We start from the raw sequence: 22,604 nt of genomic DNA, 5'->3' as shown, positions 1-22,604 counted from the left end.
TCTGTCGTCGCCTGATGGTGTGGGCACGGGCGGAATCTGCCGGTCCGCGGCCGGTGGTCTGCTGGTGTGGCGGGGTGAGTGAACGCAAGCCCTACCCGAGCGACTTATCGGACGAGCAGTGGGCTCTGATCGAGCCGGTGATCACCGCATGGAAGGACCGGCACCGCTCGGTCAGCGGCCATCAGGGCGCCTACGAGATGCGGGAGATCGTCAACGCGATCCTCTACCAGGGCCGGACCGGCTGCCAGTGGGCCTACCTCTCACACGATCTGCCACCGAAGAGCGCGACGTACTACTACTTCGCCGCCTGGCGGGACGACGGGACCGACCAGGTTATTCACGAGCTCCTGCGCTGCCAGGTCCGGGAGCGGGCCCGGCGATTAGAGGACCCGACCCTGGTGGTGCTGGACACCCAGAGTGTCCATGTGGCCGCCGGGGTCCCCGCCTCCACGACCGGCCGGGATCCGGCGAAGCGGGTGCCGGGGCGCAAGCGGGGACTGGCCGTGGACGTGCTCGGGCTGGTCATCGCCGTCATCGTGCTGGCTGCGAACAGTCACGACAACGCCGCGGGCATCGCCCTGCTAGACGAGGTCGTCGAGCACGCAGGCGGTACCGTCCGCAAAGCCCTGGTCGACCAGGGCTTCAAGAACCAGGTCGTCGCGCATGGAGCCGGCCTCGGAATTGACATCGAGATCGTCGAACGCAACCCGCAGGACACGGGGTTCGTTCCGCAGCCGAAGCGGTGGAGGGTCGAGCAGACCTACGGGATCCTAATACTGCACCGGCGTCTGGTCCGCGACTACGAGCACCGCCCGTCCTCCTCGGCCTCCCGCGTCTACTGGGCGATGACGCATGTCATGGTCCGACGCCTCACCGGCGCGAACACTCCCACCTGGCGCGAGGCTCAGGCGGTGGCAGCGTGAACATCGAGCCCCTGCTCGACGCGCTCGGCCTCCAGGAGAACGCCGCCCGGTCCCTGGCCGACGACCTCCGCGCACAGATCGCCGAATTGCAGGGCCGGCTGCGGGAGACCGAGACCAATCTCGAGCACCTGGTGATCACCAGGAAGACCGTCACCGCCCTCGCCGACCGGCTTCCCGCCCAGGCCGCCGCACCCGAACTGCCCGACCACCCGGACTACCCCCGCATCCTCGCCGTCTTCAACGACGCCACAGGCCCGCTGCGGGCCCGTGATGTCTGCGAAACCCTCGGCCACGAACTGCTGCCGAAGAACATCGAAGGCACCCGCGCCAAGCTGAAACGCCTGCTCAAACTCGGCATCCTCACCGAGATCGACACCGGCAGCTTCACCAAGAAGCAATAGTCGACGTGAACGAGCCGATTGACCACGCTCCGAGATCGCCCGAGGGTCATATGGCATTGCGCCGAGCGGGTCGTCGGGCTGGATCGGCGACTGCTGGTGACGTTTCCACGAGCGACAGCACGTCGGCCAGCGTGGGCAGAGCCGGACCGGGCCAGTCGTCCTCGCGCGCGTGTGCGTCGTTGTCGGCCCAGTCCGCGGCCCGGAGCATGAACGCCTGCATGCCGCAGTTGGATGCGCCGGTGAGTTCGTCTCCTCCGCCGTCGCCGATGTAGAGACAGTCCTGTGGGGCGGCATCCAGGTGACGCGCAATCAGGTGGAAGAGTTCCGGATCGGGCTTGCGGCGACCCTCCTCACAGGAGAGCACCCGTGCATCGACCAGTTCGGCCACCGGCAGCTGTGCCCAGGTCTGGGCAAGTTCAGCGGTGCAGTCACTCAGAACACCCACGCGCAGTCCCCAGGCCCGTAGTGCGGTCAACGTTGTGGCCGCGTCGTCACGCAGGACGAACAGCTCTCGCTGCGCCGCCATCCGCGCGGTGCAAGCGGCTGCGAGGGCTTCGTCGCTCGGGTCGACTCCGCTGCGGAGTGCAAGCGTGTGGAAGGTCGCCGCCAAGTCGCCCAGGTCTCCAGTCGCCCGTTCGGGAAACGATGCGTCCAAGGCCGCGCGCCACGTGCGAGCGGGAATGCCGAGGGGAGCCGCGCTCCGCGCGGCGTGGTCGTCCCAGACGTGCGCCGGCGTGCTGGGGGTGAGAGTCCCGAAGAAGTCGAAGATGACAGCGGTGATGGGCATGCCAGGACCCTAGCGGCCCGCGCAGGCGACGGATCGGTGGTCAGGCGCCTGCGGCAGCCTGCTGCCTGGCTAGAACTCGTTCAACTGGGAAGCCAGAGGAAGTTGTTCGCGTCCAGCCTGGCCCCAATCCCTAACCGGTGAAACGGACATCACCTCACGAACCGCCCTCTCAGATGACGGGCAGCTGTGCCGTGGGCGGCGTGGGCCCGGGCCAGCTTGCCTTGGCCGCGTTCCACTCCCTGCGGAACTGCGCAGGCAGTACAGCGCGCTTGATGATGTCGAGCGCCAGCTCATTGAGGGACACGTAAGTGCCGTCCACCCGCTCCACCAAACCGCGGGCGATGAGCCGTCGACCGCCTCACACACTTCGTCGACGGTGATGAACTCCAGCGGCATGAGGAACAGCGCCAACGCGAAGCTGTCCAACGTCCTTGCCTCCGCTCCGCGACCGATACCGCGCCCCAGGGACCGGGGCCGGGCTGCCGCGGGTCCCCGCCCCGGAGATCCCGATCGAGGCGGGCGGATCGGGCCGTTCGGTGATCAAGCGGGTCTTTGCTCCTTTGTGGCCGGGATCCACGGTTCCGACCCGTCTTGGCCCTCCCCCGGCTGTCGCCCGCTGCAAGGACCGGTGGCCGGGCGCAACCAGCCGGGGTGACGGTGCGAGTCACCGGACTGGGATGATGGCGCGGTCGACGGTGACCGCGCGGTGTACCGGGGTCGAAGCCGTCCCCGGCAGAGTGGGAGGCGGCCGAGGTCCCGGCGGCGCACACCGGGCGGAGATCGGTCATCAGCGGGGCCGCAGCGGCGCGCAGCCGTCGATTGTCGCTCCTGGAGCCGGGTTCACCTGCTTGTCCGCAGGGAGCCGGCCGGTGTCGCGGCACCGCGTCTCTTCACTCCAGGAGCCGCAAAACCGCGATCCCAGGTTTGTATGAGCGCGGACGGTACAGACGAGGAGCTAACACAGTCTTTATACAGCGAGACGGAGACACATCATGGGCATCATCGCGTGGATCATCATCGGCCTGCTCGCCGGCGCCATCGCCAAGGCCCTCATGCCGGGCAAGGACCCCGGCGGCATCATCGTCACCATGCTCATCGGCATCGCCGGTGGGCTGCTCGGCGGATGGCTCGGCAAGGTGATCTTCGGCGTCGACTCCGTCGACGGGTTCTTCGAACTCTCCACCTGGATCGCCGCGATCGTCGGCTCCCTCATCCTGCTCGCTCTGTACCGCCTCATCGCCGGCAACCGCCACACGCACCGGCACGCGTGACCCACTGACGCCGCACGCGGTCGAGCATCTCTGGACGGCTCCCCCCGATCCGCAGGGGGAGCCGTCGCCGTGTACGAGCCGGCCGGGCGGCAGGACGTCCGGGGGGACGCAGCACTACGGCCGACCCACGGGCGTGGGCAGGGCTGCCGCTTCCCGCACACGGGCCCTTCAGCTCGGTCCGGACTCGCGACGGTTCCGACGACCACGCTGTTCCACGGACCCAGGACGGTGAGCCGTCCGCATCTTGCCCGGCGTGCAGGAGTTGCCTCGCTGCCCATCGGTGGAACGCTGATCGTATGAGCAAGACTGCGCTGATCGTCATCGACATGATCAACACCTACGACCACAAGGACGCCGACCAGCTGATCCGCTCGGCAGAACCGGTCGTACCGGTCTTGACCGATCTCCTGCGGCGCGCACGTGGTCGCGGGGTACCGGTCATCTACGTCAATGACAACTTCGGCGAGTGGCGTTCACACCACGGCGAGTTGCTCGAGCGGGCTCTGGCCACTCCTCATGCCCATCTCGTCGAGCCTGTGAAGCCCGATGCGGACTCGCTCTTCGTGCTCAAGGCCCGCCACTCCATCTTCTTCGAGACACCGCTGCATTACCTGTTGCAGCAGCAGGGTGTCGACCGGCTGGTGCTCGCCGGGCAGGTGACCGAACAGTGCGTGCTGTACTCAGCCCTGGATGCTCACATCCGGCACTTCGAAGTCATCGTTCCGCAGGACGCCGTCGCGCACATTCACGAGGACCTCGCTCAGGCGGCACTGCGGATGATGGAGCGCAACATGGGTGCGCACGTGTGCGGAAGCCAAGAACTCTGGGTGTGAAGCCGGGTGCCAGGACTGATTGCCTGGTCCTCACCGCCCTGGACGCCGCCGCAGAGTACGCCCCGATGCCCAGCGTGGAGCGACTGCCCGGTCACTGAGGGCATGTCTTCGACCTCGCGCACACCCGCGCGTCCCCGGGGCCGGGCCCGCGAGGGGCCACGAGGTCGACACCGGTGATCACGTCTGCCAGGTGTGGGATCGCACCGCCGACGCCATCGACCGCAGCCGGGCCTTCGTCGCGGACGGGGCGTTGCACGCTGACAAGGCGGTGATCGTCGGGCCCGCGTCGCCCCTGCCGAGCCGCTGACCCGGACCCGGCTCCCACCGCGTCCAGGGCGGCACGGGCCGGCCGCCGCGAGGCCGGCCCGGCCAGGAATCCGACAACAGCCGCGGTCCGGCACGAGCCACCAGCCACGCCCGTCGCCGTACGGGGAGGCGGGCATCACGAGGGCGCAGGCGGGACGCCGTGGTCTCCCGCTGCGCCCCCAGTCCGCGGAGCCGCTCCGCTCGGTGCCGGTTACGGACGGATGCCGAAGGGGTCGAGGAGGCCAGCGCCGTTGCGCTGGGACTCCAGCAGCGCGTAGGCGTTGTCGACGGTGAAGACGTCGGCAGCGGCCAGGGCGCCGGTGCACGGCGAGGTCACCTGGTCGGCGGCCCGGCGGGCGACGCCGCCGCCGAAGTCTCTGCTGACCGCTTGCCCGAGCACCGTCGGCTGCCCCAAGCCCGCCCGTACGCGCGGGCCGGCCGGACCCGCCCCGGTCGCGCAGGACCGCCCCACGGACCGGCCCTGCGCGACCGGGGCGCACGAAGGGCCACCTGCTCCCCTGGGTCGGTGGCACATGGGCGCGGCACTTCACGGGCCGCCGCCGCCTTCGTCGGCGACATCCTCGTCGGGACCTTCCGCCGCGGCCTCCGCATGAAGGTGTCCGGCGCGCGCCCGGCGTCTTCGAGCTCATCTGGGACAGGCATGGTCCCGCTACCTGGTCGTACGGGCCGCGGATAGTCCCGGGCGAGCAGCACATCGCCTGGTGCCGGGCCAGCAAACAGGACATCCTAGGCATCTATGGCGCATCATCCACTTGGTTCATAACCGGCCCTGCGTGGGACTCCTGCCAGAAGCAGACAAACCCCGCAGAGAGGACAAGTATGAATGACGATGCAGCACGATGGCCCCGGGGAGAGCCGCAACCGGGAGATCAACCCGGTGCCCAGCCGTGAGCCTGTACGAGTGCCCAAGTATGAGCCCGGGCGGTGCCGTCGAGCATCAGCTCGTCGTGCATGACCTGATAGGCGGAGTCCGGTGAACCTGGCGACGTTCGCCGGACCCAAATCCCGGCGGCTGATGGCCGAGTGCGCCGAGAAGGACATGATCAGAAGGACGAGTATCCGCAGACCTCGGAACTCGGCACCCGGTGCGTACACATCCCTCACCGGGATCACGAGGATGGTGGCTATGGCGCGGAGTCCAAGAAGCCCCACGCCCCGGCCGCCACTGACGACAGAGCACGACTGCCGGCCCGGCACGAGCCAGGGAGGGCCGGCCCACCCCTCTGGAGGAATGCCGTGTGCCGTCTTTTCGGCCTCAGCAGCGCCCCGCGCCGTACCCACGCCACCTTCTGGCTCCTGGACGCCCCGGACAGCCTCAGCCGGCAGAGCCAGCGAGACCCCGACGGCACCGGTCTCGGCCACTTCACCGCCGACGGCACCCCGCGCATCGACAAGGCCCCCATCGCCGCCTACCGCGACCGCGCCTTCGCCGAGGAAGCCCGCGAGGTTGAGTCGGCAACCTTCATCGCCCACGTGCGCTTCGCCTCCACCGGAAGCCTGGACGTCCGCAACACCCATCCCTTCGAGCAGGACGGGCGCCTCTTCGCCCACAACGGGGTCATCGAGGGCCTGGACAAGCTCGAGGACCACCTGGGCGAGGATCGGTCACTTGTGAAGGGTGACACCGACTCCGAGCGGTTCTTCGCCCTGATCACCCGGGAGACCCGGCGGCACGGCGGTGACGTCACCGAGGGCATCCGGCACGCCGCCCACTGGATCGCCGGCAACCTGCCCGTCTATGCCCTCAACCTGATCCTCATCACCGCTGAGGAGCTGTGGGCGCTGCGCTACCCGAACACCCACGACCTCTACGTCCTCGAACGTCGGGCAGGCGGCCAGCATGGCAACCGGCATCTCGACCACAGCGGCACCCACGGTCGCATGCGCATCCACTCATCGCCCCTTGCCGAGCACCCCGCCGTCGTCGTCGCCAGCGAGCGTATGGACGACAACCCGCACTGGCGCGAGGTGGAGCCCGGCGAACTGCTCCACGTCGGCCCCGACCTCCGCCTCACCCGTCAGGTCGTCCTTCCCGATCCTCCGGCGCACCAGCTCACCCTCGACGACCTGCACCCCGACGCAGCCGCCTCCCAGAAGGCTGCCTGAGGGTGCCCGCACCGCAGCCACCAGGGACCTGGCCGGCCACCGGCCTGCGGCTGCGGGAGTCACGCGTGCGACTCCGAACGGACGCGGGCGGCTTCGAGCCCCCGGGGGTCGGGCTCGCCACCTTGCTGAGCTGCTGGTCCGCGGTTGCCCCTGCCCCGGGGAAGGGGGCATGCTGAAGCGCCCGAGCGCAACACACGTGTGCAGGAGGGGTGTTCGCTTGCCCCAGCTGGCATCAGGCGAACAGAGGTGGAGCAAGTACTTCGAGCTGGTACGGCGTCAGCCCCTGCCCAAGCGGAAGACGCTGAGGGAGCTCTCGTCGGTTTTCTCCGCGGTGCTGACCGGCCTGATAGGCGGTCCACCCAGTACAACTGGGCAACAGCAGGTCGCAACCAAGGTCATGAGTAGAGGTGTCAGCTACGCCGCACTCACCGTTGGATCACGAGACGGCCACAGGCACCGCTCAGGGCCGCCGCCAGCCGCATGATGCCCTCTCAGCATCAGCAACCTACGGGGGATCATGAAGATCCGCACTGCCGCCTGCGCCGGCCTGCTCGCCCTCGCCGCGGCTCTCACGGCCTGCAGCAGCGGCGGCGACACCCAGGCCAAAGAGGCAGCCTGCAAGGCCGCCATGAAGAAGTCACTCAAGGACGCCATGCGCAATCAGCTCGACCACGCCACCCGGGTCTACGAGAAAAACGCCTGCAAGGGCCTGAACGACGAGAGGCTGATGAAACTCGGCGACGAGGTCGCGAAGGAGGCCTACGAAGAGGACAGCCGCAACGGCCTCATGGGTGCCCAGCCGTAACGCGCGCGGACCGGGCCCGGCCCGGCCGGCAAGCGGAGCCCGGGGACTCCCCACAGAGGCCGGGCGGCACGGACCGGACAGCACGAGGCCCGAAAGACCGGCCAGACACCAGGCTACTTCGAGCATGGCAACGGGAGTTGACGCTCCCCACCGCGCCGGGCTGGGCGCGATGTCGGACGGCGTGGGGAGACAGCCTCGCCCGGGTCCGCGTCACGTGGTGTGGCGACCGGCTCGGAGTACGGGACCGCGGCGAGCAGCGTGCGGCCGTACAGCCGTCCGGGGCGAGACGGGGTGGGCGATCAACAGGGTGGTCAGCAGCAGCGCGTTCTCACCGCCCGGCGGCCGGCGGCACAGCAACGGGGTGGTCGGCCACCCTCCGCCGGCCGCCCCGTCCGGCATCTGCCACCGTGCCGGGCGCGGCGTGGGCGGTTGCCCGCCGGGTTGTGTCGATGTCGCTGGCGTCGGCCAGCCCTGTCCTCGGCTCCCGCAGCCTGGCCTGTCATGTGGGTGCCGGCGGCATGGTGTGGGTCGATGCGGCGTGGTCGTCGGCTGCCTTGACGTCTTCGGGGGCGGCCCAGCCGTCGTAGCGGGTGCCCACAGCGGTGGTGCGCGATCTAGGGACGAGGCGTCCGCGCAGGACATCGGCGACGAACTCCCGTCAGGGCCTGTTCCTCTGCGTTGTCCAGCCGGCGTGGGCGGGACTGTGCCAAGAAGGGGCTTGGGTCACAGACTTCCGCGCAGGCCACGACGCTGAAGCGGCGCACGGCGGCCCGGCGCGGTGCGGCTGCGGGCGATGCGGACGGCCCTCGGGGGGGCAGACCACCCGCGAGGACGCGATGCAGCGGATCGAGGCCGGCCACGCCGGCGCCGTGGCAGTGGGCCGGGCTCTCATCGCCAACCCCGACCTGGTCGAGCGCTGGCAGGGCGGGCACCCCGAGAACGAGCCGCGGCCGGAACTGTTCTACACGCCGCGCCGAGGGCTACACCGACTACCCCGCGGCACCGCCGGGCGTTGTGCTGGCGCCGCGCTTTGGCGGCTTCGTCTTCGGAAGCCGGGCGTGCGCTCACGCCTGAACTGCCCGGCCTCGTGCAGCGGTCGCTTCCGGGCGCGGGTCGGTGCGGCGCGGATGGACGTACCGCTCGCGCGAGACGGTGACCTGACCCCCGTTTCTCTGGGGGAGCGCCCGCCGCATGCATTCAGAGGGCGCCGACGCAGGCGTCGTACCTGTCGTGCCCCCGGTCAGACGCGACCCGCGAGGTGCACCCCTCCCTCCGGGCTTTACCTGGGTGTCGAGACCTGATCCCGCGGCGAGCGGACCGCTGTGGAGGGAGACTCCAGTGCGCCCTGTCCCGAGCTGAGCCCGTCCAGCAGAAGTTCCCCGAGCTCGGAGAAGGCGTCGCCGGCGGTCAGGCCGGGTCTCTCCAGGAGGAGCCCCGACTGGACGGCGCCGATGGTGACTGCCACGCCCTGGGCGGCGAAATGCCCGTTGAGCGCGCGGAAAACGCCGGACCGTACGCCCTCCTCGATCAGTTCGTGAACCCGGCGCGCCGCAGCGGCGGAGTTCTTGCGGTAGATCTGTGCGGTCGGTTCATAACGGACCATGTCGTCGTAGAAGGCGTGGGAGTGCCGGCGCATGGCCGTGCCGACGCCGGTGAGGTAGACGCGGATCCGCTGCCGGGGGTCGGGCTCGGCCTGGACTGCCTGCTCGATCTCGGCCGTCGCATCCCGGAAGAAGGCACGGGTGACCACCAGCACCAGCTGTTCCGCGCAACAGAGCCTTGCCTGCCGCCCTCGCTGCGGCGCGGGTGCCGGGGTACGGGGGTGGCCGCGGGGTACGCGACAGCCAGTCCTCAACACGATCTATGCCGTACGGCGGTACGGGCACGACCGGCAGCAGCAGGCAAGCGACGATGACCACGGTCTCGGGCTCTCTCACGGCGGGCAACCGTGACGGGGGCCCGCGCGCCGCACCCGGCCGACGCCTGACAGCGCCCCGGACCTGGGCCATGGGGGCGCCTTCGGTCAAGTGGCGATGGTGGCCAGTCCGACGATGCCGATGAGATAGATCACCACCGCGGCGATGCTGTCGACGCCCATACGGGCGTACTGGCGGCGCGGACGAAAGATCAGCCCCGCCATGTAGACCACGGTCAGGATGATCCCGAGCGCGGTGAGGTAGATGTCGGTGTCGTGCGCGGCCGGCAGTACCGGCTTGCCGGAGATGACGGTGGCGAGCAGGAACAGCACGGGCAGGAAGGCGTTGCCGCCGAAGATGTCGCTCATGGCGAGCTGGTAGTCGCCCAGCTTGGTGGAGGTCAGGCCGGTGCTCACCTCTGGAAGGGAGGTGGCCGCCGCCAGCACGGTGGCGCCGAACAGCACACCACTGAGTCCCTGACGGGCGAAGAACTCCTCACCACTGCGCTCGATCACGACACCGGCCACGAGGGTGGCCAGCGCGGATACGCCGAACACCAACCCGGCGCGCACGGTGCTCACGCCCTTGTCGCTGGCGGCCTTCTCTTTCTTGCCCTTGGAATGGCCGCGCGGTTCGGGCTGGCTGTCCGGGGCGTCCCCGCCCTCCCGCCACGGCAGACCCCGGCCGGCCCGGTTGAGAAGGATCAGACCGACCACCCACAGGATCGCGATCGCCACCGAAGCAGGTGCCAGGCGGGCGGCGTACAGGCCAGGGGAGAGCTGGGTGCCCATCACCACCACGGCCAGGACGACCACCACCATGGCCCCCTCCAGGACCAGCTGCAGACTGGCCGCGAGCCGGGTCAGCGGGGCACGCGGGCGGACCCCGGCCGCGTCCAGCACCGCCAGGACGATGGTCTGGATGGCGATGCCGCCCAGGATGTTGCCGACCGCGACGTCGAGCTGGCCGGCCATCGCCGCACTCGCCGTGATCGCGATCTCGGGAAGATTCGTCGCGATCGCCAGCAGAATCAGACCGCCCAGCGCGCTGCCCAAGTGAAGCCGTTCGGCAAGCACATCAGTGGTGTCCGACAGCTTGATACCCGCAAACCAGATGACAGCCGCACTGGCCACGAACAACACCAGCAGCACCGGCGAACCCAAAGATCCCATGCCGCTGCAAGTACCCGCCGGTCCAGGGCAGAACCAACGCACGCCGAACATCACCCCTCACGGCCCATCCCGGCTCCCGAGCCGCCGCCCGCTGCAACGCGTCAAGGACGTCACCCCCGCGGACGCGGACACAGACGAGGGGCCCGAACCGTGCCCGGCTTCGGGTCTCTCACTCTGCCCGTGCTCCGGTCGTCGCATCCTCGCTCGTGCCCTGCACAGGCGGGGATCTACGAGTGCGGCTGCGGGCAACGCCACGAGTACAGCACCGATGTGAAAGGCCACCGGTTCCCACCTCCGCACGACAGCTGCCGCGGCAGCGGCTGGACGCTCGGAGCCGCCTCCCACCCCAAAACTGAGTGCCGCGGCCGTCAGTGCCAACGCCCTGACAGCTCGCACAGGTGATTGCCACCGGCGCCCTGTGAGTGCATCGTCTGGCCGTGTGTGGAGCCATTCGGTGAAGTACGTGTCGGAGCCGGGGCTGATCGTCTGCTACGTCGACCTGCGCCAGACAGTCGACACCCGGGCACCCGGAACCGCTTAGCCCACTGCCGGCCTTCCGGGGCTGGCGCGTCGCCGGCACATGGCCGGGTCAGGTCACCGGCTTGGTCCATGGTCCGTGTGGAAGGCATGGGCGGTGACGTGGATGCTGCCGGAGCCGATGCCGAGTACTCCCGTGCCCAGCCCTGATCCACCACGGGCTGGGCGGGGGAACCGGAGTGGGACGGATTCCGCGCGCTGGTCTCCGTAGAGGCTGGGACGTCTTGATCGCCGGACCCGCAGGTTCGTGCGCTCCTGGGGTGCGCGGGTCAGACGTCGGCGCAGCATGAGCCAGCCGAGGCTTCCTCCACAACCCAGCGCCCTTTGACGACGTGGAAGCCTTGAGTTGCGGATTTCCGGGACACTCATTCCTACGGCGTTCTCCGAGAGGCTCGCGGCGATGACGGTGACGGCAAGGGATGGCGGTCTCGGGCGCCAACCTGACGGGCCACCCGTCCCCGCAGGACTGCGGCGCCGCTCAGGACGCCGAGGCGACGGGAGCTGGGCCCTGTTCGAACCGTCCCGGTGGTGTTCCCCCGTGCCATCGGGACGGCTTCGCACGTCCGGTGCCCGGCTCACTCGGTGCCGTCGACTGTGTCGGCCGGGTCGGCTTCCGCGAGGATGCGGTAGACGCTGGCGACGGAGGGGCGCTTGCCCTGGTTCTTGCCACACGACGAGCTTGCGGGCGATCTCGGCGACGGGGACGGCGCTGGCCCGCAGGCTGTGGGCGTAGGCGGCCAAGTGTCGTCGGCTGGGCCAGGCCATGGCGGCCGTGCCGTCGGTGCCGCCGCCGAGATTGGTGCGCAGCATCGTCTCCAAGGGGTCGTGCACCCACAGTGCAACGTCCAGCGCCTGGGTGTCGTGGGCGATCAGGTGCACCTCGACCCTGGGGGGGCGGCGAAGATCGATCTACGTCCCTGACGCCACACTCCGTGAGAGGCCCCGCAGTTCTCGGAAAAGAGTTCGGGAAAGTTCCCCCTCTGCGCGACGGACGCTCCAGCCGTCCCCGTAGAAGGGGCGAAGGCACCACCCGCACCGCCATTCTTCGTCCGACCCACGAACTCACGAGGTACCTGTGGCTCTACTCTCCGTACTCCGCCTTCGCGGCCACGGCCACCCACGGTCGCGGGGACGCATAGCCGTAGGTCTGCTGACCCTGGTCGCCGGCAGCCTGACGACCGTGTCGGCCGACGCCGCCACCCCGGCCTCCGGCTCGGTCAGCGACACGGCACCCACCACCACGTGGAGCGCCGGCCCCTTCACCGTACCGAATGTCTCCGGCACCACGGGAGGTGACGTCACCTGCGGCAACCCCCAACTCTGCGACGACTTCGCCCTGCGTGTCAGCGTCCCGTCGGGCTATGACGCCGGTCACAGCCTGCGGATCGACATCAAGTGGCCCGATGCCGCAGCCGACTTCGACCTCTACGTCCTCGACGCGGACGGCAGGGAGATCGCCGCCTCGGCATCCTCCAGTGACCCCGAGACCGTCCTGCTGCCGGCGGTCAACGCCTCCTACACCGTGCGGGTGGTGCCGTACGCGCCGCTCGGCGACAGCTTCACCGGTACCGCGAGCCTCGTCACCAATCCCGCCGACCCGCCGCCCAGCACGGCGACTCCGCCGACGTACGCGTCCTCCTCCGCCCCCGACGGCATCGCGGACGCGCACAACGCCGGCGAGCCTTCCATCGGCGTCGACCGTGCCACCGGCGCCGTGATGTTCCAGGCGTACACCTCGACGCTCAAGGTCACCTACGACACGACCGGCACCGCCACCTGGCAGGACAAGAGCGCGAGCTTGGCCAATGGCTGTCCGCAGGGCAGCCTCACCAGCCTCGACCCGATCCTCTTCACCGACCCGGCGACACACCGCACCTTCGAGTCGCAGCTCGCCGGCAAGACCGCGCTGACCTGCTACACCGACGACGACGGGGAGACCTGGACGCCGACGTCCGGCTCGGGCATCAACTCCGGCGTGGACCACCAGACCATCGGCGGCGGCCCCTTCGCCTCCGGCGGACCGGGTGCCCTGACGTCGTACCCGAACGCCGTCTACTACTGTTCCCAGGACATCGCCGACGCCTCCTGTTCGGTCAGCCGCGACGGGGGTCTGACCTACGGCCCGGCCGTTCCGATGTACTCCCTGCTGGACTGCGGCGGGCTGCACGGGCACGTCAAGGTTGCGCCCGACGGCACCGTGTACGTGCCGAACAAGGGCTGTGGCGGCAACCAGGCCGTGGCGGTCTCCGAGGACAACGGTCTGACCTGGACCGTCCGCAAGAACCCGTCCAGCACTCCCGGTGACTCGGACCCCAGCGTGGGCATCGGCGCCGGCGGCACCGTCTACATGGGCTACCAGAACAGCGACGGCACCGCCCGGATCGCCGTCAGCCACGACAAGGGAAAGACCTGGCTGTACGACCAGAAGGTCGGCGGGTCCCTCGGCATCAAGAACATCGTCTTCCCCGTGGTGACCGCGGGCGACGACAACCGCGCCGCCTTCGCCTTCCTGGGCACCACGACCGACGGCAACTACCAGGAGACGGACAACTTCAAGGGCGTGTGGCACCTGTACGTGGCCACCACCTACGACGGCGGACAGTCGTGGGTCACCGTCGACGCCACCCCCACCGACCCGGTCCAGAAGGGATCGATCTGCACAGGCGGCACTACCTGCGGCGAGGACCGCAATCTGCTGGACTTCAACGACATCACCATCGACGCGCAGGGCAGGGTGCTCGTGGCCTACGCCGACGGCTGCACCGGCGCCTGCGCCACCGGCGGCCCGCAGAACTACGACGCGCTGGCCACCGTCAGCCGCCAGTCCTCCGGGAACACGCTCTACGGCGCGTACGACGCCGTGGTCGGCGGCAAGCACAAGAAGCCCAAGCCCAAGACCGAGGGAGGCCAGTAGGTGAAGCCCCTCCTCCCGGGCGTGGTGCTGGCCGCCCTGACCGTGACAGCGCTCGCCGGGTGCACCGCGGGCACTGCGGATGCCGGGTCCCCCGCCCCGTCCCCGAGCGCGGCGAGGGACGCGGACACCGACGGCACGATGCCGAGCGGCTGCCCCACCGGATCCCCACCGCCGCTGCCGAAGGACTTCCCGGCGGACCTGCCGGTGCCGGACGGCGCGGTCGTGACCTCGGTGGAGCACCGCAGCGGCGGTCGGCTGGTCGTCGCGACCGTGGTCCGGGGCGGCTTCGACGTCGCCTTGGCCTTCATGCAACAGCGGCTGCCCAAGGCCGGATACACCCTGAAGGAGGGCGAGGTGGAGGAGGACGACGCCGAGTCCGACTTCTCCTCGCCGACCGTCGAGGGCCGCTGGACCCTGCGCAAGATGCCCGACTGCGAAGGCGGGGTGTACCTGACCTACCTGACGGCGGCCACATCCTGACCCGTAGGCCAAGAAGGTGGATCCTGGGGCACCTGCCGGGCCACGAACCGGCGGTGCCCCAGCAGGTGCACCACCCGCCCGTTCGTATCCGGTACGAGAAAGCACCGTGTGCCCCACTCCTCGTCCCCCAGTTCCCGCGGAACCCCGACGTCCGCGGGCCCGCCCTGACCAACGACGAGCCATCCCTGTCTAGTTGGAGCTGCGGGCATGAGCATCGGGCATGGCCATCGGCGTGCAGGCGATGCATCATGGAACGATGAAGTTCCGTCGGTGGCGCGCCAAGGAACGCGGCCAGGACGTGCTGGCCGCCGCTCTCTACGAGGGCAACAGCCGGGCCCGTGAGCGGATCGACCGGTGGTGGGCGGCCGGCGGAGCCCACCGCGACGAGGTCTGGCGCGGCGCGTGGTTCCTGCTGACGGCGGCGCACTTCAGGTTCGGCAACCACGAGCGGACGGAGCGGGTCGTTCCGGTGCTGGAGTTCCTGCTCGAGGCCGACCCCACGTCCCCGTACCGGCCGCAGGTCCGGCTGACCGCCTGTCTCCCGCAGACCGCCGCCGACCCGCCGAACGGCGTGTACATGGGCGATCCGGAGGTTCCGCGGCTGGTCGAAGCCGCGCTGAGGTTCCCCGATCCCAGCTTGCGGCAACGGTTGGCCGACCTGTTGTCCGTCACCGACCAGCCCGGCCTGCTGGACGCCCTGGAAACCGGCTTCCGGCCGCGTGCGCGGCTGGGCCCGACCTACATCGGCGCGGCACCGCCCGGCCAGGAAACCCGGTGCGCCCTGTGGAGTGAGGGCGAGCCGAATGCGTTCCTGAAGGTCGTCTGCGCCAACCCGAACCTGCCTCGGCCGCCCGCCCAGCCCGAGGACATCGACCTGTCTTTGCTCGCGCTTCTGAAGGACCGGCCCGATCTGCTGCCGGCATTTGAACAGGGCGCCCTGGCCGTGCGGCTGCTGGAGTATCTCGGCACCTGGCTGCCGGAACAGGTCCACGAACGGTGCCGCCGCGCGTTGCGTGACCTGTCGGCCCGAGAGGGTGTCACGGCAGTGTGTGACCAGGCCATACTCGGTGACGCCGAGGCGATTGCCGCGGCCCGCGACGCCGGGTACCGGCCGGACAGCCCCGCCTGGACACCCGTCTTCCTGCTGCTCACCCGGCAGTTCTCGGCCTATCGCGAGGCCGATCCGGACGGGCGGGTCCTGCAGCTGGCGTGCTCCGTCGGCGGGGTGAGGATCGGCGAAGACGTCCTCATCGACCGGATCCTGGCCATCCTGGACACGGACCTGCCGGACGACGTGGCAGCAGCCGTACGGCGGTCTCTGCGCGACCTCGGTCCCTTGGACAAGCCCTCGGTCGAGGACCTCCGACGCCGGAGTATGCGAAGGGCCGTCCTGACCCGCGCGATCAAGCTGGAGCGGGAGGCGGTCGCGGCCGTGGTCGACGCGGGTTACCTGCCCGAAGACGACGACCACGAACTGCTCCCGCTGCTCTTCCTCACCGAGCAGTTCGAGCGGTACGACCGCGAAGACCCGAACGGCACAAAGCTACGCGCCGTCCTCGCCGAGAAGCATTACTGGTACGAGCGCAAGCATTTCCGGACTGTCGCGAAGCGGGCGGGACGCCCAGATCCCTGGCCGCCCAAGCAGCCATCGCCGCCGGGTGACCGGACGTCGACCCCGCACGTCACCACTTGGCCGAGCAGCTACGGCGTCGGCGGCCACTTCTGAGCCAGAAATTCCGGCATGGCACATCGTGCCGATCGGCCCGATGGCCTCGCCGCGGTGGGAGCCGGAACCGTCGTCCCCCATCGTGCCCTGCTGTACCGATCGGAGGGATACAGTCCGAACTGGACAATTCCTGGGCACGGCTGAGGGCACTGTCGCATTGTCGCAGCAGGCATGCGCGCGGGCTCGGACCGCTCGACGACATCGCCTGGGCCACCAGTAGCAGGGTGTTTCCGGCAGACTTCGCCGGCCCCGCTTGAGCAACGGGATTCGGCTGCCACTCACCGATTCGGCGGACGGGAACGCACACCTCTCAACGGGAGGTGCGAAAGGGCTCAGCCTTCCGGACGTCGTCCGCCGCCGAGCGGCGCGTCGGCACCGTACGGCCCGCCACATCGCGGTACCCGCACCCGATCCGCCCCCGCCGTTCCGCGCGCGCCGCGCTGCCGCGCCTGCCCCACACGCCCTGCCTGCGGTGCGAGCCGCTGGTGATCATTACGGTGCTAGTTCAGGGGCACGCCGCTGCTGGACAGAACTGCCCGATTCGCAGCTTGCGATGGCCGAGATCATCCTGCGATGTGCTCAAGGGGTTCGAGCATGGCTTCGGCGGTTCGGAAAACGGTAGTAGGGAACCGTCGTGATCGTCACACTGGCGGGATGAGCTTGTTCCACACCGACGCTTACGATCCTGACGACATGATGATGCACCCTCGCCATCAGGGGATGCAGCCGGTCTTGGCTCAGCTCATTCAGCGTCTTCGTGGCTGCGAGACGGTGGAGGCCGGCGTCGATTTCCAAAGAGACCTTCTCCATCGCCTGCTGGAGGTGCAGAAGGACCGCGCGGGGCTTGAGCGTGCCGCCAAGCGGATGCGCAGCGGCAAGGGGCCGCAGACGGAGGCGCCGGAGCCCCAGTCGGGCCGTGACCTTGCCGACGTGGCGACCTGGCGATTCGAGCTGGACGTGTGCGACCGGCCGGCCCGCCAGCTGCGCCCGGTGGGTGATGCACTGGCCTGGCGCGTCTCCGGTTTCCACCGCCCGTTCATCCTCGTTCTGCATGCCGAGGGCCTTCAAGGAGGATGGTGCTTTCACGCTCCTGCACGACCTGACCAACTGCCTGGGCATCGGCGACATCACGGTCTGGGACGGCGTGCGCCGCCCCGCACGAAAGAGATCAAGACCAACCCGAACAACACCGAGAGCGCTCAACCACCCCGGATCAACCAGGCCCGCGCGGCGGTGCTGGACGGCGGCCCGCTGCCAGGAGACAACGCCTCAGCGCTCCTCCACGAGCCGGCGTCAGTGAGCGCGCCGGTCACAGTGACCACCGGACGCCGACCCTGGGACCGGGCCGCTGTCACCACGATGGTCCACCGCCACCCACATAGGCATGATTCAACGCAAGTTATCCCCAAGGCCCCGGTTCACGCCATTGCTGCGCTCAACAAGACCAAGGCGCGCCATGAACATTCCCCCGCCGCTCCGATAGCATGTTCGAACTCGCGCCGACCGCCCCTCCGTCCGACACCAGAATCCATGCCACCCAGCGCGAAAAGTGACCCTGGTTAATCACACAACAAATCGGCTAGACAGTTGACATCTAGGACATCGCGGATGTTTTCGCGAATAAACGGGAGAACGACCCCCGCCGTGTGGCGTCAACCACGCGCGATGCTGTGGGCCACGGCTGGTGTGGCGGCACTCGGCTTCCTCATCACCCTGGAGATCGTCGCGCGTCGCTGCGCCGGCATACCGGGGCCGTTGACCGAACAGGCGAAAGAGACGATATTCGCCCCCAAGCCGGGGCCGCTGTACGCCGGTCTGGCTTTGACGATGGTGGTGCTCACCTGGCGGCAACGGTTCGTCGCGGCCGGCGTCGCGATCGGCATCGACGTCGTCTTCGTACTGGTGCGATGGGCGATCGACGCCAAGGTGGCCGACGGTCATTTCTTCGGCAACGGCGCGTTGTGGGTGATGTTGGGCTATGCGGTCATCGCCGTCACGCGCCGCAGCGGCCGGGAACGCGTCCTGCTGCTGAAGGGCGTCGGGCTGGGCCTGCTGCTGGCGGCCGGCCGCAAGACGGGTGACATCTGGCTGCTCATCACTGCGAAATCCCGCCCGACCGTGCTCGATCAGTACGTGGCAACCGCCGATCAAGCGCTGGGCAATCCCTCGTGGCTGCTAGGCCGGATACTCGAGGCCACCGGCCCGGTCGGCACGCATCTTCTCGGCCTGGTCTACGCGCAGCTCGCGGTGGCCGCGGTCGTCGTCGCGCTGTACCAGCTGCGCAACGTCAGGGTCGAAGGCCGCTTCCCGCGCCATCATCTCGTGCGCACCTTTCTGGTGATCGGCCTCCTCGGACCGGGCATCTACATGCTCTTCCCGGTGGTCGGACCGGTCTTCGCCTACGGCCCGGGCGCCTCCGGCACTGGCGGCGTGCAGTGGGCGGTGGCCAACGTGTGGCCGCACACGCCGCCGCCCATCAGTGCCCCGCACCCGATGCCCTACGACGGGATCACCCCTCGTAACTGCATGCCCAGCTTGCACACGGCGTGGGCCACCGCGATCTTCATCCATACTCGCAGGGGCCCACGGATCCTGCGGTACTCGGGCACGTTCTGGCTGATCGCCACGCTCGGCGCGACGCTGGGCTTCGGCTACCACTACGGCACGGATCTCGTCGCCGGCGTGGTGTTCGCACTCACGATCGAGGTAGCTCTGCGCTCGTTCGACCACGGCTGGGATCGGTCAAGCGTCCAGCTTGTCGCTTACGGGACGACGGTCTTCGCCGCGCTCTTGGTGTCCTACCGCTATCTGCCGACGGAGATGGCCGAACATCCTTGGCTGTTCGGACCACTTCTCATTCTGGCGATGGCGTCAGTGATCCGCGGTTACGTACGCATCACCGAACTCTGGGAACCGAAAGCCGCTCCGGCCCGACAGCCGGACCCGCAACCCGAGCTGGTCTGAACTGTCGCATCAGCTGCCCCCGTGGTGGTCCAGCACCACCCCCTCTGCGGCTATGCAGGTGATGCGCTCTTACCGGGTGGGTGTGCCGCGGAAACACCAGGGTGAGGCAACGGACGCAACGGTGCGCGCCCTGAGCAGCGCTTCCTGGGTGCCGAGTCCGTAGGCCGGCCCGTACACCGGGGACGTCGCTGCCAGGCACAGCCCGATGGGCCAGGAACACGATCGCCGCCAGGGCACCACCCGCCTGAACATGATCCAAAGCTCGTCGGACGTGGCCGACTTCTTCGCTGGGCTCTTCTCGGCCGGCCGTTCCTTCACGGTGGACATCTTCGGCTGCGGCAGCTCGTGCACCTCTGCCGGGCCGGCCTACTCACCCCGGGATACCTTTGCTGAATCCCAAGGCCCTCCAGCCCGTCCACCGTCCTGGTGTCCCTGAGGGCGAGCGCACCGTCGATCTCCGTCTCGGACACCGTCTGCCGCGCCGGTCACCAGGATGGGCCCGCACGCCTGCTCGCGAAGTGAGGTCCATGGCGGCGGCCTGTGGTCGGCACGACCGGGAGCAACCGAAGGAATCCCGGCAACCGGCCGGCGGCAGGAGCCGGGGGCGCCGATGGCGTCACAGCACGTGCCCGTGGACGATGAACAGGGCGTTCGTATCGCCTCTTCCGTGGGACGGAAGCCGTATTGCGCCCCGGTGGAGGCTCTCCCGACGATGGCGCCACCACGAGAGACGGGAGCCGACCCCCATGCCTCATATGACCGCCTTCGCCAGGAACCAGTGGTACGTCGCCGCCTACAGCCATGAGGTCGGGCGCGAGTTGCTCGGCCGTACGATCCTCGGTGAGCCGCTCGTCTTCTACCGCACCGGGGACGACGGCACCCCGGTCGCGCTGGCCGACCGCTGCGTCCACCGCCGCTTCCCCCTCTCGGAGAGCCGGCTCGACGGGGACCGCATCGTGTGCGGGTACCACGGGTTCACCTACGACACGACGGGCGCCTGCGTGTACGTGCCGGGGCAGAAGCGCATCCCGCGCACGGCCCGGGTCGCCTCGTACCCGGTCGTCGAGCAGGACTCCCTGGTGTGGGTGTGGATCGGCGACCCGGCGCTCGCCGACGCGGGGACCATTCCGCGGGCCCGGCACCTGGACTCCCCGGACTGGGTCACGGTGCGCGGCATGGAGCCGATCGACGCCGACTACGGCCTGCTGGTGGACAACCTCCTCGACCTCTCCCACGAGACGTATCTGCACGGCGGCTACATCGGCACCCCGGAGGTCGCCGAGACGCCGATCACCACCGAGGTCGACGAGGGCGCCGGCATCGTGCGGGTCAGCCGGCACATGGACGACGCCGAGTGCCCGCCCTTCTACGCCCGCTCCACCGGTATCGAGGGCCGTATCACCCGCTGGCAGGACATCGAGTACCACGCGCCCTGCCTCTACCTGCTGCACAGCCGGATCGCACCGGTCGGTGTCCTGCCCGAGCCGGACGGCAGCGACCCGAACGGCTTCCACACCGAGATCACCTATGCGATCACCCCGTCCACCGATGGCAAGGTGTACGACTTCTGGGCCGTCTCCCGGGACTTCGCGAAGGACGACGAGGAAGTCACCACGTTCCTGCACGACTTCAACCACACGGTCGTCATGCAGGACGTCGACGCGCTCAACCTGCTGCAGAAGACGCTCGGCACCGAGCGGGCCGGCTACCAGGAGCTGAGCATCAACATCGACACCGGTGGTCTCGCCGCCCGCCGTATCCTCGCCCGTCTGGTCGACGAGGGCGACAAACCGGTGGAGAAGGTCCGGTGAGCACGCCGTCCGCCGCTGTGAGCCGCGAGGTCTACCGCATCGACTGGCTCCCTGGCACCGACGTCCTGCACGGCACCTGCCACTGCGGCGCCGAGCACACCGCCGAGGACCCGGTGCAGATGTGGGAGTGGATGCTCGCGCACCCCGAAGGACACCAGCCCCGGGGAACCACCTCATGACCCTGTACGAAGCCGAACTCGTCGTCGACCGCCGCGTGCCGGCGGCCGAGGGCGTGCTCGCCCTCGTCCTGCGCCATCCGCTGGGCGAGGAACTGCCGGCCTGGGAGCCGGGCGCCCATGTCGACGTCCTGCTCGGGCAGGACCTTGAGCGCCAGTACTCGCTGTGCGGCGATCCCGCGGACCGGCACCTGTGGCGGATCGCCGTGCTCCGCGAGGCCGACGGGCGGGGAGGCTCGGCGTACGTCCACGAGCAGGTGCGCGAGGGCGACAAGGTACGGGTGCGGGGGCCGCGCAACCACTTTCCCCTGCAGCCCTCCCCGCGCTACCGCTTCATCGCGGGCGGCATCGGCATCACGCCCGTCCTGCCGATGCTCGCCGCGGCGGAAGCGGCGGGCGCCGAGTGGACCCTGCTGTACGGCGGCCGCACCCGCCGCTCCATGGCGTTCATCGCGGAGTTGGAGCGGTACGGGGACCGGGTCACTGTCGCCCCGCAGGACGAGAGCGGGCTGCTGGACCTGGCCTCGGTGCTGGACGACGTGCCCGACGGCACGCTCGTCTACTGCTGTGGCCCCGGCCCGCTGCTGGACGCGGTGGAGGGGCGCTGCCCGGCCGGGACGCTGCGCGTCGAGCGGTTCCGTCCCAAGGGGCAACCGGCCGCAGACGACGGCGCGTTCGAGGTCGTCCTGGAGCGGAGCGGCCGTACGCTCACCGTCCCGCCGCGGGTGTCGATCCTCGACACCGTGCGTGCCGCGGGTGTCGAGGTGCTCTACTCCTGCACCGAGGGCACCTGCGGTACCTGCGAGACCGACGTCCTGGAGGGCACCCCGGAGCACCGGGACTCGGTCCTGACGGACGAGGAACGGGAGTCCGGCGAGACGATGATGATCTGCGTGTCCCGGTGCCGGGGCGGGCGGTTGGTGCTCGATCTGTGATGGACCCCTCAGGTCACGAGAAGTACGCCTCCGCCTCGCTGAACCGGGCTGCGGGCCGGCCGGTGTTGTCGGTCACGACCGTGACCGTGCTGCCGGTCGCCGGGCCGAAGCGGTGGTCCTTCTAGGATGCGCGCCTGGCAGACCCGACAGCGGCGGCAGCTTCTGTTCACGTCCCCGTCGACCGCCTTGCCCGGGGTGTAGACGCCCTGTGAACCGGTCGAGGTGCCGGACGCCCCTTGGTGAGATTGGCGACCAGGTCCGGGGTCGGGTTGCCCTCGCCGGGCTGCGGCCGGGTCGAGCAGTCACCGGAGCCGAAAGGATAGGGGGCAGTTGTGCACGCCTGCCGCGCCCAGGCCCGTGGCGGTCACGTTGCGGAAGGTGGCGGCGCCCTGGGCCTCGGCCTGCACGAAGACCGTGCCTGTACTGCGCACCGTGGCGCCGTCCACGGTGACGTTCCAAACCGGGTATCCTGCCCGCCGCCGGAGACGAACTCCAAGGCGTTGTAGGGGCTGTCAGCCGT

The 22,604-nt window shown here is 69.4% G+C and carries 20 protein-coding genes and 1 pseudogene; 14 read left to right on the top strand and 7 right to left on the bottom strand.

Annotation, left to right across the window (positions count from 1 at the left end):
- Positions 1–74: 74 nt before the first annotated feature.
- Together AB0L21_RS12590 and AB0L21_RS12585 are read left to right on the top strand one after the other, a co-directional pair.
- The gene (locus AB0L21_RS12590; RefSeq protein ID WP_365783812.1) at positions 75–923 is read left to right on the top strand and encodes an IS5 family transposase; all 849 of its coding nucleotides are present in this window, start codon (positions 75–77) and stop codon (positions 921–923) included.
- Entirely contained in the window at positions 920–1,324 is a 405-nt protein-coding gene (locus AB0L21_RS12585; RefSeq protein ID WP_365783810.1) for a hypothetical protein, read from the top strand. Before AB0L21_RS12590 ends, AB0L21_RS12585 begins: the two co-directional genes overlap by 4 nt.
- 46 nt (positions 1,325–1,370) lie before the next feature.
- Here AB0L21_RS12585 and AB0L21_RS12580 read toward each other — a convergent pair whose 3' ends face one another.
- Both AB0L21_RS12580 and AB0L21_RS12575 read right to left on the bottom strand, forming a co-directional pair.
- The gene (locus AB0L21_RS12580) at positions 1,371–2,111 is read right to left on the bottom strand and encodes an HAD family hydrolase (RefSeq protein ID WP_365783808.1); all 741 of its coding nucleotides are present in this window, start codon (positions 2,109–2,111) and stop codon (positions 1,371–1,373) included.
- A 169-nt stretch (positions 2,112–2,280) separates the two neighbouring features.
- A complete protein-coding gene (locus AB0L21_RS12575) occupies positions 2,281–2,415 on the bottom strand; it encodes a hypothetical protein (protein ID WP_365783806.1) in 135 nt (44 codons plus the stop codon).
- Between the two features lie 688 nt (positions 2,416–3,103).
- Here AB0L21_RS12575 and AB0L21_RS12570 point away from each other — a divergent pair.
- Positions 3,104–3,382, top strand: coding sequence for a GlsB/YeaQ/YmgE family stress response membrane protein (locus tag AB0L21_RS12570; protein ID WP_365707475.1), 279 nt, complete (start codon positions 3,104–3,106; stop codon positions 3,380–3,382).
- A 296-nt stretch (positions 3,383–3,678) separates the two neighbouring features.
- Entirely contained in the window at positions 3,679–4,215 is a 537-nt protein-coding gene (locus tag AB0L21_RS12565) for an isochorismatase family cysteine hydrolase (RefSeq protein ID WP_365707473.1), read from the top strand.
- 517 nt (positions 4,216–4,732) lie between these two features.
- On the opposite strand, the gene AB0L21_RS12560 is transcribed toward AB0L21_RS12565, so the two are convergent.
- Positions 4,733–4,921 carry a hypothetical protein gene (locus tag AB0L21_RS12560; RefSeq protein ID WP_365783804.1) on the bottom strand — a complete coding sequence of 63 codons (189 nt, stop codon included), beginning with the start codon at positions 4,919–4,921 and terminating at the stop codon, positions 4,733–4,735.
- Positions 4,922–5,778: 857 nt separating this feature from the next.
- Here AB0L21_RS12560 and AB0L21_RS12555 point away from each other — a divergent pair.
- Both AB0L21_RS12555 and AB0L21_RS12550 read left to right on the top strand, forming a co-directional pair.
- Entirely contained in the window at positions 5,779–6,648 is an 870-nt protein-coding gene (locus tag AB0L21_RS12555; protein ID WP_365783802.1) for a class II glutamine amidotransferase, read from the top strand.
- A 517-nt stretch (positions 6,649–7,165) separates the two neighbouring features.
- On the top strand, positions 7,166–7,453 hold the full coding sequence (locus AB0L21_RS12550) for a hypothetical protein (RefSeq protein ID WP_365783800.1): 288 nt from the start codon (positions 7,166–7,168) through the stop codon (positions 7,451–7,453).
- Positions 7,454–8,732: 1,279 nt separating this feature from the next.
- On the opposite strand, the gene AB0L21_RS12545 is transcribed toward AB0L21_RS12550, so the two are convergent.
- Together AB0L21_RS12545 and AB0L21_RS12540 are read right to left on the bottom strand one after the other, a co-directional pair.
- Entirely contained in the window at positions 8,733–9,209 is a 477-nt protein-coding gene (locus AB0L21_RS12545) for a hypothetical protein (protein ID WP_365783798.1), read from the bottom strand.
- Between the two features lie 267 nt (positions 9,210–9,476).
- On the bottom strand, positions 9,477–10,541 hold the full coding sequence (locus AB0L21_RS12540) for a hypothetical protein (protein WP_365783796.1): 1,065 nt from the start codon (positions 10,539–10,541) through the stop codon (positions 9,477–9,479).
- A 1,717-nt stretch (positions 10,542–12,258) separates the two neighbouring features.
- Between AB0L21_RS12540 and AB0L21_RS12535 the strand changes: the two genes are divergently transcribed.
- From AB0L21_RS12535 to AB0L21_RS12525, 3 genes are all read left to right on the top strand, one after another.
- Positions 12,259–13,992, top strand: coding sequence for a sialidase family protein (locus tag AB0L21_RS12535; RefSeq protein ID WP_365707459.1), 1,734 nt, complete (start codon positions 12,259–12,261; stop codon positions 13,990–13,992).
- A complete protein-coding gene (locus tag AB0L21_RS12530) occupies positions 13,993–14,472 on the top strand; it encodes a hypothetical protein (protein ID WP_365707457.1) in 480 nt (159 codons plus the stop codon).
- A 256-nt stretch (positions 14,473–14,728) separates the two neighbouring features.
- Positions 14,729–16,198 (top strand): hypothetical protein, encoded by a 1,470-nt coding sequence (locus AB0L21_RS12525; RefSeq protein WP_365783794.1) that lies wholly within the window; start codon positions 14,729–14,731, stop codon positions 16,196–16,198.
- 579 nt (positions 16,199–16,777) lie between these two features.
- On the opposite strand, the gene AB0L21_RS12520 is transcribed toward AB0L21_RS12525, so the two are convergent.
- Positions 16,778–17,251 (bottom strand): hypothetical protein, encoded by a 474-nt coding sequence (locus AB0L21_RS12520; RefSeq protein WP_365783792.1) that lies wholly within the window; start codon positions 17,249–17,251, stop codon positions 16,778–16,780.
- A gap of 555 nt (positions 17,252–17,806) precedes the next feature.
- Here AB0L21_RS12520 and AB0L21_RS12515 point away from each other — a divergent pair.
- The 5 genes from AB0L21_RS12515 to AB0L21_RS12495 all read left to right on the top strand — a co-directional run bounded on the left by AB0L21_RS12515 (position 17,807) and on the right by AB0L21_RS12495 (position 22,209).
- Positions 17,807–19,162, top strand: coding sequence for a phosphatase PAP2 family protein (locus tag AB0L21_RS12515; RefSeq protein WP_365783790.1), 1,356 nt, complete (start codon positions 17,807–17,809; stop codon positions 19,160–19,162).
- A 746-nt stretch (positions 19,163–19,908) separates the two neighbouring features.
- Positions 19,909–20,973, top strand: a complete 1,065-nt coding sequence (locus tag AB0L21_RS12510) for an aromatic ring-hydroxylating dioxygenase subunit alpha (protein WP_365783788.1) — start codon at positions 19,909–19,911, stop codon at positions 20,971–20,973.
- The gene (locus AB0L21_RS12505) at positions 20,970–21,152 is read left to right on the top strand and encodes a hypothetical protein (RefSeq protein WP_365783786.1); all 183 of its coding nucleotides are present in this window, start codon (positions 20,970–20,972) and stop codon (positions 21,150–21,152) included. The genes AB0L21_RS12510 and AB0L21_RS12505 overlap by 4 nt, the downstream gene beginning before the upstream one ends.
- The gene (locus AB0L21_RS12500; RefSeq protein ID WP_365783784.1) at positions 21,149–22,084 is read left to right on the top strand and encodes a PDR/VanB family oxidoreductase; all 936 of its coding nucleotides are present in this window, start codon (positions 21,149–21,151) and stop codon (positions 22,082–22,084) included. The genes AB0L21_RS12505 and AB0L21_RS12500 overlap by 4 nt, the downstream gene beginning before the upstream one ends.
- Complete coding sequence (locus AB0L21_RS12495; RefSeq protein WP_365783947.1) at positions 22,084–22,209, top strand: hypothetical protein; 126 nt, start codon at positions 22,084–22,086, stop codon at positions 22,207–22,209. Before AB0L21_RS12500 ends, AB0L21_RS12495 begins: the two co-directional genes overlap by 1 nt.
- 39 nt (positions 22,210–22,248) lie before the next feature.
- Here the strand turns inward: AB0L21_RS12495 and AB0L21_RS12490 are convergent.
- Positions 22,249–22,598: pseudogene (locus AB0L21_RS12490) on the bottom strand (mycodextranase); the annotation flags it as partial.
- Positions 22,599–22,604 lie beyond the last annotated feature (6 nt).

This window comes from Streptomyces sp. NPDC052721 (genome assembly GCF_040678315.1).
In the GTDB taxonomy this organism is placed as follows: Bacteria; Actinomycetota; Actinomycetes; order Streptomycetales; family Streptomycetaceae; genus Streptomyces.
The sequence above is the reverse complement of the archived record's forward strand: the minus strand, read 5'-3'. Positions and strand labels throughout refer to the sequence as shown.